Origin of the sequence: Kribbella sp. C-35 (assembly GCF_046549195.1) — a bacterium.
GTDB lineage: Bacteria > Actinomycetota > Actinomycetes > Propionibacteriales > Kribbellaceae > Kribbella.
The window spans coordinates 1057157-1071845 of sequence record NZ_JAJPWG010000003.1; the positions used below are offsets into that span (position 1 = coordinate 1057157).

A 14689-nucleotide genomic window follows, 5' to 3' on the forward strand; every position below is an offset into this window, starting at 1 on the left:
GTGAGTGGTGACGTTGTGACCACGCACCGGCCCCGGCCAGTCCCTGCCCGGGTTCTGCCCGGGAAACAAAGGAGGCACAGGTGACTGCAACCGCGCCGGTCACGGAACGACCGGCCAAGAAACCGAAGCGGGAGCAACGGTTCGACGAGGGCACCGGCCGGCTGGCCGCGACGCTGCTCTCCCCGACGCTGCTCGTGCTAGCCGTGGTGGTGCTGTTCCCGATCATCTCGGCGCTGCGCGAATCGCTGTTCACGAGCGGGACGCGGCTCGACGAGAACGGCTTCATCGTCAAGGGCTCGACCTTCGTCGGGCTCGACAACTACCTGGACATCTTCCGCGGCGAGACCGGCGACCGGTTCTGGAACGCGTTCTACAACACGACGTTCTTCACCGTGGTGTGTGTGGTCCTGGAGACCGTCCTCGGCGTCGCGATGGCGCTGATCATGCACAAGGCCTTCAAGGGCCGGGGACTCGTCCGCGCCAGCATCCTGGTCCCGTGGGCGATCCCGACCGTCATCTCGGCGCTGCTCTGGAAGTGGATCTTCCAGGCCGACGGCATCGCCAACACCCTGCTCGGTTCCCAGATACTGTGGTCGACGGAGGGCTGGCAGTCGAAGCTCTCGGTGGTGATCGCGGACACCTGGAAGACCGCGCCCTTCATCGGCCTCCTGGTCCTGGCCGGGCTGCAGACCATCCCGGCCGAGGTCTACGAGGCCGCGAAGGTTGACGGGGCGAACGCCTGGAAGACCTTCACCCGGATCACGCTGCCGTTGGTGAAGCCGGCGCTGCTGGTGGCAGTGCTGTTCCGGATCCTCGACACGCTGCGGATCTTCGACCTGCCGTTCGTGCTGGTCGGCCAGCACAAGAACTCGGTCGAGACGCTCTCGATGCTCGCGTACGACGAAGCGTCCAATGTCCGCTTCGGTCCAGCGGCGGCCTATGCGACGGTGTTGTTCGTCTATGTCGCAGTGGTCGCCTATCTGTTCGTGAAGATCCTCGGCGCCGACGTGATCGGTGAGGCCCGAGTCAAGAAGCCCGGTGGTGGTGGCGGACGACGGAAGAAGCGTGAGGTTCAGCAAGCACCGGGTGTCGCGATCGGTGTCACGGCTTCGGGTGGAGGTAACTGATGGCTACCGCAACTGCACAGCCCCGCGGCGACCTGGCCAAGGTCCGGGCCGCAGAGGTCGGGCCGCTGAGGCGGTGGGCGCCGCTGCTCGGCGTGCTGCTCATCGTCCTGTACTGCCTGGCGCCGTTCTACTGGATGGTGGTCTCGGCGTTCCGCCGGCCGTCCGACCAGTTCTCGAACGAGATCATCCCGGCGCCGTTCTCGTTCCAGAACTTCCGGGACGTGTTCGCCGGCGCCAACGGCTTCGGACGGGGTCTGCTGAACAGCCTGATCGTGGCCGGGTCGGTGACGATCCTGACGCTGATCATCGGCATGATCGCGGCGTACACGCTGGCGCGGCTGGACTTCAAGTTCAAGAACCTCGTACTGGCGATCATCATCACCACGTCGATGTTCCCGGGCATCTCGCTGGTGGTGCCGCTGCTGAAGCTGTTCGTCGACATCAAGTGGATCAACACCTACCAGGCGATGATCGTGCCGAGCCTGTCGTTCGCACTGCCGCTGGCGGTGTGGAACCTGACGTCGTTCTTCCGGCAGATGCCGCAGGAGCTCGAGCAGGCGGCGATGGTGGACGGCTGTACGCCGGCCCAGGCGTTCCGCAAGGTCATCATCCCGCTGGCGGCGCCCGGTGTGTTCACCACCGCCATCATCACGTTCATCGCGGCCTGGAACGAGTTCCTGATCGCGCTGAGCATGACCAACAAGAAGTCGATCCAGACGGCGAACGTGATCGTCTCGCAGTTCACCGGTACGACGGGCCGCGACCAACCGTTCGGCAGCCAGATGGCCGCCGGTGTGGTGGTCACGATCCCGCTCGTGATCGCCGTACTGCTGTTCCAGCGCCGTATCGTCGCCGGCCTCACGGCAGGTGGCGTGAAGTGAGCTGGCGGGACCGGCGGGAACGTGACCGCCGGGACCGGGAGGATCGGGACCGGCGGGATCGGGAGGACCGCGACCGCCGGGACCGCGAGGATCGGGACCGGCGCGATCAGGAAGACCGCGACCGCCGCGACCGCGAGCGGTACCGCTAGAAACGAGAAACGGCCGGAGCCTTGCGCTCCGGCCGTTTCTCTCGTGCTGGGTCAGATTTCGAGCCAAACGGTTGTGTCCGCTGGAAGGACGCCGTCGGCCAGTGGCTCGCTGGCCAGCAGTACTTGCTGGTGTGGTGGCAGGGTGACTGGTGCGTCGCTGAGGTTGACCACGCAGCGGAAGCCTGGCTCGCGGGTGAAGGAGAGGACGTCGTCTGGGGCGTCGGCGTCCCAGACCAGGCGGCCTTCACCGAGTGCCGGGTGGTCGTGGCGGATCCGGAGTGCCGCCTTGTAGAGGCTCAGGTGGCTGTCAGGGTCGCCGGCCTCGGCCTCGGCAGTCAGATCGGACCAGTCCGCGGGCTGGGGAAGCCAGGGCTGGGCGGTGCCGGGGCCAAAGCCGTACGGCGGCTTGGAGCCGGACCATGGGATCGGGACCCGGCAGCCGTCGCGGCCGCGGACGGTGTGGCCGGAGCGCTCCCAGGTGGGGTCGTCGAGCACGTCTTCGGGCAGGTCCTCGACCTCGGGCAGCCCGAGCTCGTCACCCTGGTAGATGTACGCGCCACCGGGCAGCGCCAGCTCCAGCAGTGCAGCGGCCCGCGCCCGGCGCAGCCCGAGCTCCAGATCCGTCGGTACGACGCCCGCACCCTCCAACGCGTCCCGATGGTCGCGGCCGTACCGCGTGCGGTGCCGGATCGTGTCGTGGTTGCTCAGCACCCACGTCGCCGGCGCCCCGACCGCCCACAGGTTGTCCGTGGTGTGGTCGATGACCTCGCGCAGCTCCTTCGCGTCCCACGCCGCGCGCAGGGCGTCGAAGTTGAACGCGGAGTGCAGCTCGTTCGGCCGCACGTACTGCGCCAGCCGCTCGGCCGGCGACAACCACGCCTCCGCCACGAAGACCCGGGGCCCCTGCGGCGTATCGGCGTACTCGTCGGCGATCGCGCGCCAGCGCTGGTGGATGGTGTGCACACCGGGCTGGTCGTAGAACGGGTTCCCGACGTACTTCTCCCGCGTCGGCTCACCGTTGTGCAGCGGTACGTCGGGCAACGCCGGGTCCTTCGCCATCGAGTCGGCGACGTCGATCCGGAACCCGTCGACGCCGCGGTCGAACCAGAACCGCAGGATCGCGTCGAACTCCTCGATGACCTTCGGGTGGTCCCAGTTCCAGTCCGGCTGGGAGATGTCGAACAGGTGCAGGTACCACTGCCCATCGTCGATCTGCTGCCAGGCGGGGCCACCGAACGCGGCGGGCCAGTTCGTCGGCGGTTTGCCGTCCTCGGAGTCCCGGAACCAGAACAGGTCCCGCTCCGGAGAACCCTTGCCCGCCGCCAGCGCGGCCTTGAACCACGGGTGGTCCCAGGAGCAGTGGTTCGGCACCAGGTCGATCAGGATCCGCAGGCCCAGCGCGTGCGCCTCGGCGATCAGCGCGTCCGCGTCGGCGAGGGTGCCGAACTCCGGGTTGATGTCGCGGTAGTCGGACACGTCGTACCCGCCGTCGAGCAGCGGGGACGGGTACCACGGGCTGATCCAGATCGCGTCGACGCCGAGGTCGGCGAGGTACGGCAGCCGGGCGCGGATCCCGTTCACGTCGCCGGTCCCGTCGCCGTCGGCGTCGGCGAACGAGCGCGGATACACCTGGTAGACGACGGCGCTACGCCACCAGTCGTCAGCTGGTCTGGTCGCTGGGTCACTCATATCGCCTAGCCTGACATGAGACGCCCGCCGGGCTGTGACGGTCGTCTCAGCCGGGACCCCGCCTGTTGCTCCCGGCACGAGGGTGGCTACTGTCAGAAGCCCCGTACAGGCGAGAGAGGGACCACACTCGTGGATCTGATGGAATTCCAGGCGAAGACGGTCTTCGCCAAGCACGGAGTGCGGACGACCGTGGGTGCGGTCGTCACGACTCCGGAGGAAGCCCGCGCAGCGGCCGAGAAGATCGGCGGCCGGGTGGTCGTGAAGGCCCAGGTCAAGACCGGTGGGCGCGGCAAGGCCGGCGGCGTCAAGCTGGCGAGCAGCCCGGACGAGGCCGAGGAGAAGGCCCGCGAGATCCTCGGGCTGGACATCAAGGGTCACGTCGTCAAGATCCTGAACATCGTCCCGGCCGCGGCGATCGGCGAGGAGTACTACTTCTCGTTCCTGATCGACCGGGCCAACCGCAACTACCTCTGCATCGCCTCCGCCGCCGGCGGCATGGAGATCGAGGAGGTCGCGCACACCAACCCGGATGCGGTCGCGCAGATCTCGATCGACCCGGCGACCGGCGTGGACGAGGCGAAGGCCCGGGAGATCGCGGTCGCCGCGAAGTACCCGGCCGACGTGATCGACGCCGTCGTACCGGAGATCGTCAAGCTGTACGACGTCTTCATCGCCGAGGACGCCTCGCTCGTCGAGGTGAACCCGCTGGTCAAGCTCGAGGACGGCAACGTCGAGGCGCTGGACGGCAAGGTCACGCTGGACGAGAACGCGGACTTCCGGCACCCGGATCACGCCGAGTTCGAGGACGTCTCGGCGGCCGACCCGCTGGAGGCGGCGGCCAAGGCCAAGGGCCTGAACTACGTGAAGCTGGACGGCTCGGTCGGCATCATCGGCAACGGCGCGGGACTCGTCATGAGCACCCTGGACGTCGTCGCGTACGCCGGTGAGGAGTTCGGCGGCCAGAAGCCGGCCAACTTCCTCGACATCGGCGGCGGCGCGTCGGCCGAGGTGATGGCGAACGGGCTGGAGATCATCATCTCCGACCCGCAGGTGGAGAGCGTGTTCGTGAACGTCTTCGGCGGCATCACCGCCTGTGACGCGGTCGCGAACGGCATCGTGCAGGCGTTCGAGCTGCTGTCGAGCCGCGGCGAGGCCGTCACCAAGCCGCTGGTCGTCCGGCTGGACGGCAACAACGCCGAGGAGGGCCGCCGGATCCTCGACGAGGCCGGCCTGGCCGGTCTGGAGCGGGTCGACACGATGGACGGCGCCGCCAAGCGCGCCGCCGAGCTGGCTGCGAAGTAAGGGATCGCCGAACAATGTCTATCTTCCTGACCAAGGACAGCAAGGTCATCGTCCAGGGCATGACCGGCTCCGAGGGCACCAAGCACACCACCCGGATGCTCGCCTCGGGCACCACCATCGTCGGCGGCGTGAACCCGCGTAAGGCGGGCCAGAGCCAGGACTTCGACGGCAAGTCGGTCCCGGTGTTCGGCACCGTCGCGGACGCGGTCAAGGAGACCGGCGCGAACGTGTCGGTCATCTTCGTCCCGCCGAAGTTCACCAAGGACGCCGTACTGGAGGCCGTCGAGGCCGAGGTGCCGCTGGTCGTGGTGATCACCGAGGGCGTGCCGGTGCACGACACCGCCGCGTTCTTCGCCGCCGCGCAGGCGTCCGGCAAGACCCGGATCATCGGCCCGAACTGCCCCGGCATCATCACCCCGGGTTCGTCGAACGCGGGCATCATTCCGGCCGACATCGCCGGCCAGGGCCGGATCGGTCTGGTGTCGAAGTCCGGCACGCTGACCTACCAGATGATGTACGAGCTGCGGGACTTCGGGTTCTCGACCGCGATCGGGATCGGCGGCGACCCGATCATCGGGACCACGCACATCGACGCGCTGCGGGCGTTCCAGGACGACCCGGACACCGACGCGATCGTGATGATCGGTGAGATCGGCGGTGACGCGGAGGAGCGGGCGGCCGCGTTCATCAAGGAGAACGTGACCAAGCCGGTCGTCGGGTACGTCGCAGGCTTCACCGCACCGGAGGGCAAGACGATGGGCCACGCCGGCGCGATCGTCTCCGGCTCGTCCGGCACGGCGGCCGCGAAGCAGGAGGCCCTCGAGGCCGTCGGCGTGAAGGTCGGCAAGACGCCGTCCGAGACCGCCAACCTGATGCGCGAGATCATGCAGGGCCTGAGCAAGTAAGGCTTCGCCGAAGCGGGACCTGCCCCTGTGGGGTGGGTCCCGTTTCTACTTGTAGGTGGCGGAGCGGTCGACCGCGCGGGTCAGCGTCTCGTTGAACGCCGCGTCGGTGAGGTCCAGCTCCTTGAGCACCGGGAACAGGATGTAGACCACCCGGTTCCCGGATCCGGCGATCCCGATCCGGTAGACGAACTTCTTCCCGTCTCCGGTGTCGTAGGTCGCCTTCCAGCTCTTGCCGGTGAGCGTGTTGGTCTTGACCGTGCCGGTCGACTCGACCTTCGCGTTCGAGACGTTCTTCTCGCAGGCGTCGACGTTCTTCTTGATCTGGCTGACGAAACTCGCCGCCGCCGTCGGGGTGGCGAACTTGATCACCGTGTCGTCGAACCCGAACTCGGTCGGGACCTTCGCCTCCGGCGTCACGTACGTGACCGTGCCGTACTTCGTCGCCTTCGACTTCTTCAGGCTGAGCTTCTCGCAGCCGGTGCCGTCGTTGCTCGTCGCGGCGGCACTCACCCACGGCTTGTCGATCTCGTCCAGCAGCGGCAGGTCGACCGACGCCATGAAGCCCGGGGTGTCGGTGTTCGGCAACAGGGCCGGTTTCGCGATCGGCGCCCCGGTCGCGCAGCCGCCGGTCTGGGCGCAGATCTTCTTCGCCGCCGCGCTCGCGGTGGCCAGCACCACGTCCGGCCGGGGCGGCGTTGCCGCCATCGTGTCGTGCTCGATGACCATGGTCGCCTGCCCGGCGAGTGTGACCGCGACGGTCTTGTACTTCGTCTTCGCGCCGGGGACCTGCCCGAAGACGGCGATCACGCCGCGGTCGCCGACGCCGGTGGTCACGTAACCGGCCGACAACCGGGTCTGCGGCGTCGTGCACTGGCTGAGCCAGTGGACGACCGTGGCGTAGGTCTTCGCGGCGGTGGCCTTGTCGTTCGACACGTCGACGTACTGGACGGCCGTGTCCTTGGTGGCCGAGTTCTGCAGGGTGCGGACCCAGGTCCGGAGTCCGGACGGGTCGGCGAACCGCTGCGACTGGCAGGCGAACGCGCTGTCCGGGGCCGAGTCGCCGTCGGCGGTCTTGGTTACCGCCCAGGTGCCGGTCGCGCCGAGCGTCTTCGCGCCCGCGGCGTCCAGCAGCGCCTTGTCGTCGGCGAGTACGTCGGAATTGGACGGCTTGTCGTCCGACGGGCCGTTGCCGGCCTTCGCGCCGGGCTCCTTGTCGCCGCCGAACGCGTTCAGCGCGGCGACACCGCCGCCGCCGACCAGCACCACGACCGCGACCCCGGCTGCGATCGTCTGGTTCCGCTTGCGCGCCTTCTGCCGACGCGCCTCCCGGGCAGCGGCGCGACCGCCGCCGCGTGATGCACGGTGGGAACCGGCCAAAGCTCGTCCTCCTGACTGATTCCACCCGACAGTACCGGGTGAACCCACGCTGCTCCCACTCAGCTACCAACAGGCGAACAGGTGTGAACTGAGCGTGAGCAGGCGGGCTGAAGTCTCCCACATCCGGCGTGTCAGGACGAGTGGCGTCCTTGCCCGGGGAGACGATGGGAGTCAGATGACCGACATGCTGAGCCGCCCCGGGGCCCGGGACGGCGAGACGAGCGTTCCGCCCACGTCGGAGATCGCGGCCCAGACCAAGCCCTTGCTGGTGTCGGCCGTGATCTCCGCCGGAGCGTGTCTGCTGACCGGTCTGCTCACCTGCGCCGCGGTCGCCGTCGTCGGCTGGCTGGGCGCGACGTTCGGCGGCGCGTCCGGCGCGGTCCGGGCCGGAGCGTCGGCCTGGCTGATCGCGCACAAGGCCGACGTCACCATTGGCAGCAGCACGATCGGCACCGGCCGGATCAGCATCGCGCCGCTCGGCCTGACATTCTTCTTCGCCTGGTGCCTGTACCGCGGCGGCAAGTCGGCTGCCCGGTCCAGCGCGGCCGACCGGACCAGGGATCTGATCGCACTGGCCGGAGCGTTCGCGCTCGTCTACGGACTAGGGGCGCTGGTCGTGGGGTTGCTCACGGCGGAGGGCCCGCTCAAGGTGTCGCCGCTGTCCGCGTTCCTGGGTGCGTTCTCGCTGGCGATGGTGGCCGGGCTCGCGGGGATCGTCGTCGAGTCCGGAGCCGGCGAGGACATCGTGGACGCCACACCGGCCGGTCTGCGGGACGTCGTACCGGCCGCGATCGCCGCCGTCCTGACCGTGATTGCGATCGCCTCGCTGCTGTACGGCGTACTGCTCGCGATCCACTTCTCCCGGATCACCGGGATGCTCGAGCTTCTGGACGCCGGCGTGATCGGGTCGGTGGTGCTGTTCGCGATCTGCCTGATGCTGGTGCCGAACATGGTGCTGTACGTCGTCGCGTTCCTCGCCGGGCCCGGGTTCCAGTTGGGGGTCGGTACGACGATCGCGCCGACCGGCGTGGACGTGGGGAACCTGCCGGCGCTCCCGCTCCTGGCCGCGGTGCCTGCCGACGGCGCGACCCCGTCGTACCTGCTGGTCCTGACGGCCGTGGTGCCGCTGGTGGCCGGTGCGGTCGCGGGGTTGGTCGTCGTACGGCGAGGGCTCGCGGAGGAGGACGCCGACGCGCTGGGGTGGGACGCGTTCGCGCTGCGCGGTGCGATGGCGGCGCTCGTCGCGGGCGTGATCGTGTTCGCGCTGCTGGCGCTGTCGGGCGGATCGGCGGGACCCGGGCGGATGTCCGCGGTCGGGGTTCCGGGGGCGTTGCCGGCCGCCGGCGTGTTGGCGGCGGGCATGGCGATCGGGGCCGCGATCACGGCCGCTGTGGTCTCGGCGCGGCGACCGGCTGACTGAGAGGCCGACAGCGGGCGATAGGCTTCCCGCCGTGACTGCTTCAGACCCGGCTGCGTTTGATCATGGGCAGGCGCGCCTCGTCGTGCTCGTGTCGGGCTCGGGGTCGAACCTGCAGGCCTTGCTGGACGCCTGCGCCGACCCGGCGTACGGCGCTCAGGTCGTCGCCGTCGGCGCCGACCGCGACGGCATCGCCGGCCTGGACCGGGCCGCGGCCGCCGGGGTGCCGACCTTCGTGCACAAGGTCAAGGAGTACCCGTCACGCCCGGACTGGGATCGTGCGCTGACCGCGTCCGTCTCGCAGTACAAGCCTGATCTGGTCGTGTCCGCTGGGTTCCTGAAGCTGGTCGGCGACGACTTCCTGGAGTCGTTCGGCGATCGGTACATCAACACCCACAACGCGCTGCTGCCGGCGTTCCCCGGGATCCACGGTCCCCGGGACGCGCTGGAGTACGGCGTGAAGGTCGCCGGCGCGACGCTGTTCTTCGTGGACGGCGGCGTCGACACCGGGCCGATCATCGCGCAGGTCGTCGTACCCGTTCTCGACGACGACACCGAAGAAGCCCTGACCGAACGGATCAAGGACGTCGAACGCCGCCAGCTGGTGGAGTGGGTCGGCCGCCTCGTCCGGGAGGGCTGGACTATCACTGGACGAAAGGTTCGACTGAAGTGAGCACCGACCGCAGGCCGATCCGCCGCGCGCTGATCAGCGTGTACGACAAGACCGGTCTGGAGGAGCTCGCTTCCGCGCTGCACGCCACCGGTGTCCAGCTCGTGTCGACCGGTTCCACCGCGGCGCGGATCGCGGCGGCCGGGGTTCCGGTGACCAAGGTCGAGGAGCTGACCGGGTTCCCGGAGTGCCTGGACGGGCGGGTCAAGACGCTGCACCCGCTCGTGCACGCCGGGCTGCTCGCCGATCTGCGGAAGCCCGATCACGTCGAGCAGTTGCAGGAGATGCGGGTCGAGCCGTTCGACCTGCTGGTGAGCAACCTGTACCCGTTCAGCGAGACGGTCGCGTCCGGCGCGTCCGTGGACGAGTGCATCGAGCAGATCGACATCGGCGGGCCGTCGATGGTGCGCGGCGCGGCGAAGAACCACGCCAACGTTGCTGTTGTGACGTCCGCTTCGCAGTATGAGGCGCTGTACGCGGCGTTGAAGGAGGGCGGCTTCTCGCTCGAGGAGCGGCAGCGCCTGGCGGCGGCGGCCTTCGTACACACCGCCGAGTACGACATCGCGGTCGCGTCCTGGATGGGCAGCGTGCTCACCGACTCTTCGCAGGGCTCAGGTTTCCCGGCGTGGGTCGGTGCATCGTGGGAGAAGTCCGCGGTACTGCGGTACGGCGAGAACCCGCACCAGCCGGCCGCGCTGTACCTGAACGGGCGGGGCGGGCTGGCCGCGGCGGAGCAGCTGCACGGCAAGGAGATGTCGTACAACAACTACGTCGACGCCGACGCGGCCCGGCGTACCGCCTATGACTTCAGCGAGCCGGCGGTCGCGATCATCAAGCACGCCAACCCGTGTGGCATTGCTGTGGGCAAGGACATCGCGGAGGCCCACCGGCGCGCGCACGAGTGCGACCCGGTGTCGGCGTACGGCGGTGTGATCGCGACGAACCGCCCGGTCTCGGTCGACCTCGCGAAGCAGGTCGCGGAGATCTTCACCGAGGTGCTGGTGGCGCCCGCCTTCGAGGACGGCGCCGTCGAGATCCTGCAGGCGAAGAAGAACATCCGGCTGCTCGTGGCGCCGGCCGTCTCCGCCGACGAGACCGTCGAGCTGCGCGCGATCAGCGGCGGCCTGCTGCTGCAGCACCGCGACCGCTTCCAGGCCGAAGGCGACGACCCTGCTGCCTGGACGCTCGCTGCCGGCTCACCTGCCTCGCCTGAGGTCCTGGCCGACCTGGCCTTCGCCTGGAAGGCCTGCCGCGCGGTCAAGTCCAACGCGATCCTGCTGGCAGCCGACGGCGCCTCGGTCGGCGTCGGCATGGGCCAGGTCAACCGCGTCGACTCCTGCCGCCTGGCAGTCTCCCGCGCCGGAGACCGCGCCACCGGCTCCGTCGCCGCCTCCGACGCCTTCTTCCCCTTCCCCGACGGCCTCGAGGTCCTCATCGCGGGCGGCGTCAAAGCAGTAGTCCAGCCAGGCGGCTCCATCCGAGACGAAGCCGCCATCGAAGCCGCCACCAAGGCCGGCATCACCATGTACTTCACCGGAACCCGCCACTTCTTCCACTGAGGGACGCCTTGTCCGACCGGATCGACAGTCCACGCCTGCAGCAACTCGATCCGAGTCGGACAGACGAGTTGTGGGCCGAAGTCGCGGAGCACGGTACGCCGCTGGTCGAACCGGTCGCGGAGGACGACGTCTGGCTGACGTTCCTCTACAGGGCGCGCGAGCCGGTGAAGAGCGTCTCGGTGTTCGGCGGACCGGCCGGCTGGGATCCGCCGGCGAACGTGATGCACCACCTGCCCGGCACCGACGTCTGGTATCTCACGTTCCGGGTCCGTGCAGATCTTCGCTGCACATACAGTCTGGCCGTCGACGACGTGGACAGTCCGGCGGCCAAGGCAGAGGACTGGTACGAGCGGACGGCGCACTGGTTCGCCGATCCGCTCAACCCGACCACGTTCGTCTTTCCGAAGGACGAACTCGTCGGCAGCCCCGGGATCGTGGTCTCGGTGGCCGAACTGCCGGGCGCACCTGCGCAGCCGTGGATCACTCCGCGCACCGGCGGTCCGCGCGGCGAGCTCGAGCAGTACGCGCACCGCAGCGACGTCCTCGGCAACGAGCGCCGCATCTGGATCTACACGCCGCCCGGGTACCAGCCCGACGCCGAGCCGTTGCCGCTGCTCGTGCTGTTCGACGGCGACGTCGTACGCGGCCCGATCCCGTTCCCCACGATCCTCGACAACCTCATCGCGGACGGCCGGATCCCGCCGCTGATCGCCGTACTCGTCGACAGCCTGACCCAGGAGGTCCGCGACCGCGAACTCCCTTGCGGAGCGCCGTTCCTCGAGTACCTCACGGACGAGCTCCTGCCCTGGGTCCGCGAGCGCCACATCATCACGACCGATCCCGCGCGCACGATCGCGGCCGGCCAGAGCCACGGCGGTCAGGCCGCCGCCTTCGCCGGGCTGCGACGCCCGGACGTCTTCGGCAACGTGCTCTCGCAGTCGGGATCGTTCTGGTGGAGCCCCGATGGCGACGACGAGCACGAGTGGCTGACGCGCCAGTACGCCGAGTCCGAGCGGCAACCGGTGCGGTTCTACGTCGAGGCCGGACTCCAGGAACGCGGGCAGACGCCCGATCACGGCCCGTCCATCCTGGTCGCGAACCGTCACCTCCGAACCATCCTGCGCAGCAAGGGCTACGAGGTCGAGTACGCCGAGTACAACGGCGGCCACGACTACGCCTGCTGGCGCGGCTCCCTGGCCGACGGCCTGATCGCCCTCACAACTCCCTGATCCTGCGGCGGCACGCGTTGGCAAGTGTCTCGGACCAGCGCGCGATCCGCCGTCGTCCAGCCCCCGCGGCTCTTCGCAGCTGAGTTGTCAGTTGGGGACGATGATGGCGAGGACTGCGATGGCGGCGGCGGTGAGGAGGAGGAAGGTGGTGTCGAACATGCGGCTGCGGACGTGGAGGAGGCCCGCGGCTGTGTCGGAGAGGATCGCTCGGAGGAGGCCGGCGAGGCCTACTGCTCCGGCGAAGACGAAGATGCCGTTGCGCCAGTTGTAGAACCAGAGCACGACCATGCCGGCGAGTGCGACCAGGAGCGTCAACGCCAGGGGCCATTGGCTCCGGCGCTGGGCCTCACCCGCCATCAGCACGCCACACCCAGCTCGACCGCGTACGCCGTACCGCCCGGGATCACTGGGGGAGGCTCGATTCGGCGGCTTCCACCACGTTGGTGAGGAGCATCGCGCGGGTCATCGGGCCGATACCGCCGGGCATCGGCGCGATCCAGGCGGCCTGCTCGCGGGCCGCGGTCTCGATGTCGCCGACGATCTTGCCTTCGGCGTTCCGGCTGGTGCCGACGTCGAGGAGGACGGCGCCGGGCTTCACCATGTCCGCGGTGATCAGGCCGGCCGAACCCGCGGCGGCGATCACGATGTCACCGGTACGGACGACGGCGGCGAGGTCCTTCGTGCCGGTGTGGCACTGCGTCACGGTCGCGTTCTCGCTGCGCCGGGTGAACAGCAGCCCCATCGGCCGTCCCGCGGTCACCCCGCGGCCGACGACGACCACGTGCGCGCCGGCGATCGGTACGTCGTACCGCCGGAGGAGCTCCACGCAGCCCTTCGGGGTGCACGGCAGCGGGCCGTCCTGGCCGAGGACGAGCTTGCCGAGGCTGACCGGGTGCAGGCCGTCGGCGTCCTTGGCCGGGTCGATCAGGCCGAGGATCGTGTTCGTGTCGACGTGCTTGGGGAGCGGGAGCTGGACGATGAAGCCGGTGCATTCCGGCTTGTCGTTGAGCTCCTGCACCTTGGCGGCGATCTCGTCCTGGGTCGCGGTGTCCGGCAGCTCGACCTGGATCGAGGAGATCCCGACCGCCGCGCAGTCGCGGTGCTTACCCGCCACGTACGCCCGGCTGCCCGGGTCGTCACCCACCAGGATCGTGCCGAGCCCGGGCACCACGCCCTGCTCGGCGAGCTTCGCGACCCGGACCTTCAACTCGTCCTTGATCGCCGCCGCCGTCGCCTTACCATCCAGAATCTGCGCCGTCACGACCCCAGAGTCTGCCACGCACCCACTCCGGCCCCCTACCCGGATCGCCAGGCCATCACAAATGGTGCTCGGCCGGGCGGCCACGTGGGCCGCCCGGCCGAGGCGGGCGATTGTGATGGGCTGGGGGTCAGCTCACCAGCTTGTAGACGGTGGTGCTGCCTACGGTGGTCGCCGTGTAGTTGGACTCGACCCAGGACTGGATCTCGCTGGCCGCGGAGGAGCCGCTGCGACCGCCGCCGCCCTGGCTGCCGGAGATGTAGTACGAGATCTTGCCTTCGGCCACCCACTGCTTGAACTGGGCGAGGGTGGGTGCGTCGTCGGTGCCGCTGAAGCCGCCGATGGCGATGACGGACTTGCCGGTGGCGAGCTCGAGCGAGGCTGCGGACTGGGAGCCGCTGGTTGCGGCGGCCCAGGTCGTGGTGGTCTTCGACAGCAGAGCAGGCAGCTCACTGCTGGCCGACGCGTCAGCCACAGTCCGCCGACCAGCGCGATCAATGCCGCAGGCAACAACCAGGAGATCTCGGTGCCGAACGCGGACCCGAACATCCTGGTGATCCCGGTGCTTCCACCGAACCCCGTGTTCGCACTTCCACCGCCACCACCGCCATTACCCGAACCACCCAGCAGCCGCCCGAGGCCGTTGTAGCCAAGGGCAAGTTCGAGCAGCGAGTTGTTGGTCGACCCACCGATATAGGGGCGGCTCGATGCGGGCCACAGTTCGACGAGTGCGACGTACCAACCGGCACTCACGATCAGCGCACCGAGCGCGCCGAGCAGATGCAGCAACCGCCGGCGGAACGACGTCGGCGCCGCGATCAGGTACACCAGCGTGAAGGCCGGCAGCACCAGCAGCGCCTGCCCCATCTTGGTCAGGAACGCGAACCCGATCGCCACCCCGGCCAGCATCAACCACCGCGCCGAAGCGTGCGACAGCGACCGTACGACGAAGTACGCCGCGGCCACCATCAGCAGCACGAGCAACGCATCCGGGTTGTTGAACCGGAACATCAGTACGGCGACCGGCGTCAACGCCAGCGCACTACCCGCGATCGGTGCCAACTGCGTCTCCGGCAACCCTGGACGTTCCCTGGAAGCTTCCTGTGAGCCGGGAATGCCTGGGCTC

Annotated in this window: 14 protein-coding genes and 1 pseudogene; 9 read left to right on the forward strand and 6 right to left on the reverse strand. The window is 69.1% G+C overall.

Going from position 1 to position 14689, the window contains the following annotated elements; genetic code table 11:
- Positions 1 to 80 precede the first annotated feature (80 nt).
- The 3 genes from ACLJOO_RS25010 to ACLJOO_RS25020 are packed head-to-tail and all read left to right on the forward strand — an operon-like array spanning position 81 to position 2157.
- Positions 81 to 1127, forward strand: a complete 1047-nt coding sequence (locus ACLJOO_RS25010) for a carbohydrate ABC transporter permease (protein ID WP_410789794.1) — start codon at positions 81 to 83, stop codon at positions 1125 to 1127.
- Positions 1127 to 2008, forward strand: a complete 882-nt coding sequence (locus ACLJOO_RS25015) for a carbohydrate ABC transporter permease (RefSeq protein WP_410789795.1) — start codon at positions 1127 to 1129, stop codon at positions 2006 to 2008. Before ACLJOO_RS25010 ends, ACLJOO_RS25015 begins: the two co-directional genes overlap by 1 nt.
- Positions 2005 to 2157, forward strand: a complete 153-nt coding sequence (locus ACLJOO_RS25020; RefSeq protein WP_202873766.1) for a hypothetical protein — start codon at positions 2005 to 2007, stop codon at positions 2155 to 2157. Before ACLJOO_RS25015 ends, ACLJOO_RS25020 begins: the two co-directional genes overlap by 4 nt.
- A gap of 51 nt (positions 2158 to 2208) precedes the next feature.
- Here the strand turns inward: ACLJOO_RS25020 and ACLJOO_RS25025 are convergent, their stop codons facing one another.
- Positions 2209 to 3846, reverse strand: a complete 1638-nt coding sequence (locus ACLJOO_RS25025; protein WP_410789796.1) for a glycoside hydrolase family 13 protein — start codon at positions 3844 to 3846, stop codon at positions 2209 to 2211.
- A gap of 129 nt (positions 3847 to 3975) precedes the next feature.
- On the opposite strand from ACLJOO_RS25025, the gene sucC reads away from it, so the two are divergent.
- Complete coding sequence (gene sucC / locus ACLJOO_RS25030; RefSeq protein ID WP_410789797.1) at positions 3976 to 5148, forward strand: ADP-forming succinate--CoA ligase subunit beta; 1173 nt, start codon at positions 3976 to 3978, stop codon at positions 5146 to 5148.
- A gap of 14 nt (positions 5149 to 5162) precedes the next feature.
- Positions 5163 to 6053 carry a succinate--CoA ligase subunit alpha gene (gene sucD / locus ACLJOO_RS25035; protein WP_410789798.1) on the forward strand — a complete coding sequence of 297 codons (891 nt, stop codon included), beginning with the start codon at positions 5163 to 5165 and terminating at the stop codon, positions 6051 to 6053.
- Positions 6054 to 6098: 45 nt separating this feature from the next.
- On the opposite strand, the gene ACLJOO_RS25040 is transcribed toward sucD, so the two are convergent.
- Positions 6099 to 7430, reverse strand: coding sequence for a hypothetical protein (locus tag ACLJOO_RS25040; protein WP_410789799.1), 1332 nt, complete (start codon positions 7428 to 7430; stop codon positions 6099 to 6101).
- A gap of 175 nt (positions 7431 to 7605) precedes the next feature.
- Here ACLJOO_RS25040 and ACLJOO_RS25045 point away from each other — a divergent pair, with 175 nt between their 5' ends.
- The 4 genes from ACLJOO_RS25045 to fes are packed head-to-tail and all read left to right on the forward strand — an operon-like array spanning position 7606 to position 12305.
- Complete coding sequence (locus tag ACLJOO_RS25045) at positions 7606 to 8850, forward strand: DUF6350 family protein (protein WP_410789800.1); 1245 nt, start codon at positions 7606 to 7608, stop codon at positions 8848 to 8850.
- Between the two features lie 31 nt (positions 8851 to 8881).
- Positions 8882 to 9520 (forward strand): phosphoribosylglycinamide formyltransferase, encoded by a 639-nt coding sequence (gene purN, locus ACLJOO_RS25050; RefSeq protein WP_410789801.1) that lies wholly within the window; start codon positions 8882 to 8884, stop codon positions 9518 to 9520.
- Complete coding sequence (gene purH / locus ACLJOO_RS25055) at positions 9517 to 11076, forward strand: bifunctional phosphoribosylaminoimidazolecarboxamide formyltransferase/IMP cyclohydrolase (RefSeq protein ID WP_410789802.1); 1560 nt, start codon at positions 9517 to 9519, stop codon at positions 11074 to 11076. The genes purN and purH overlap by 4 nt, the downstream gene beginning before the upstream one ends.
- A gap of 8 nt (positions 11077 to 11084) precedes the next feature.
- The gene (gene fes, locus ACLJOO_RS25060; protein WP_410789803.1) at positions 11085 to 12305 is read left to right on the forward strand and encodes an enterochelin esterase; all 1221 of its coding nucleotides are present in this window, start codon (positions 11085 to 11087) and stop codon (positions 12303 to 12305) included.
- Positions 12306 to 12392: 87 nt separating this feature from the next.
- Here fes and ACLJOO_RS25065 read toward each other — a convergent pair whose 3' ends face one another.
- From ACLJOO_RS25065 to ACLJOO_RS25080, 4 genes and pseudogenes are all read right to left on the reverse strand, one after another.
- Positions 12393 to 12662, reverse strand: a complete 270-nt coding sequence (locus ACLJOO_RS25065; protein WP_410789804.1) for a DUF3017 domain-containing protein — start codon at positions 12660 to 12662, stop codon at positions 12393 to 12395.
- A gap of 46 nt (positions 12663 to 12708) precedes the next feature.
- Positions 12709 to 13566 (reverse strand): bifunctional methylenetetrahydrofolate dehydrogenase/methenyltetrahydrofolate cyclohydrolase, encoded by an 858-nt coding sequence (locus ACLJOO_RS25070; RefSeq protein WP_410789805.1) that lies wholly within the window; start codon positions 13564 to 13566, stop codon positions 12709 to 12711.
- A 127-nt stretch (positions 13567 to 13693) separates the two neighbouring features.
- Positions 13694 to 14038, reverse strand: a complete 345-nt coding sequence (locus ACLJOO_RS25075) for a hypothetical protein (protein ID WP_410789964.1) — start codon at positions 14036 to 14038, stop codon at positions 13694 to 13696.
- A gap of 332 nt (positions 14039 to 14370) precedes the next feature.
- Positions 14371 to 14574 (reverse strand): annotated as a pseudogene (locus ACLJOO_RS25080) (glycosyltransferase family 39 protein); the annotation flags it as partial.
- Positions 14575 to 14689: the final 115 nt, after the last annotated feature.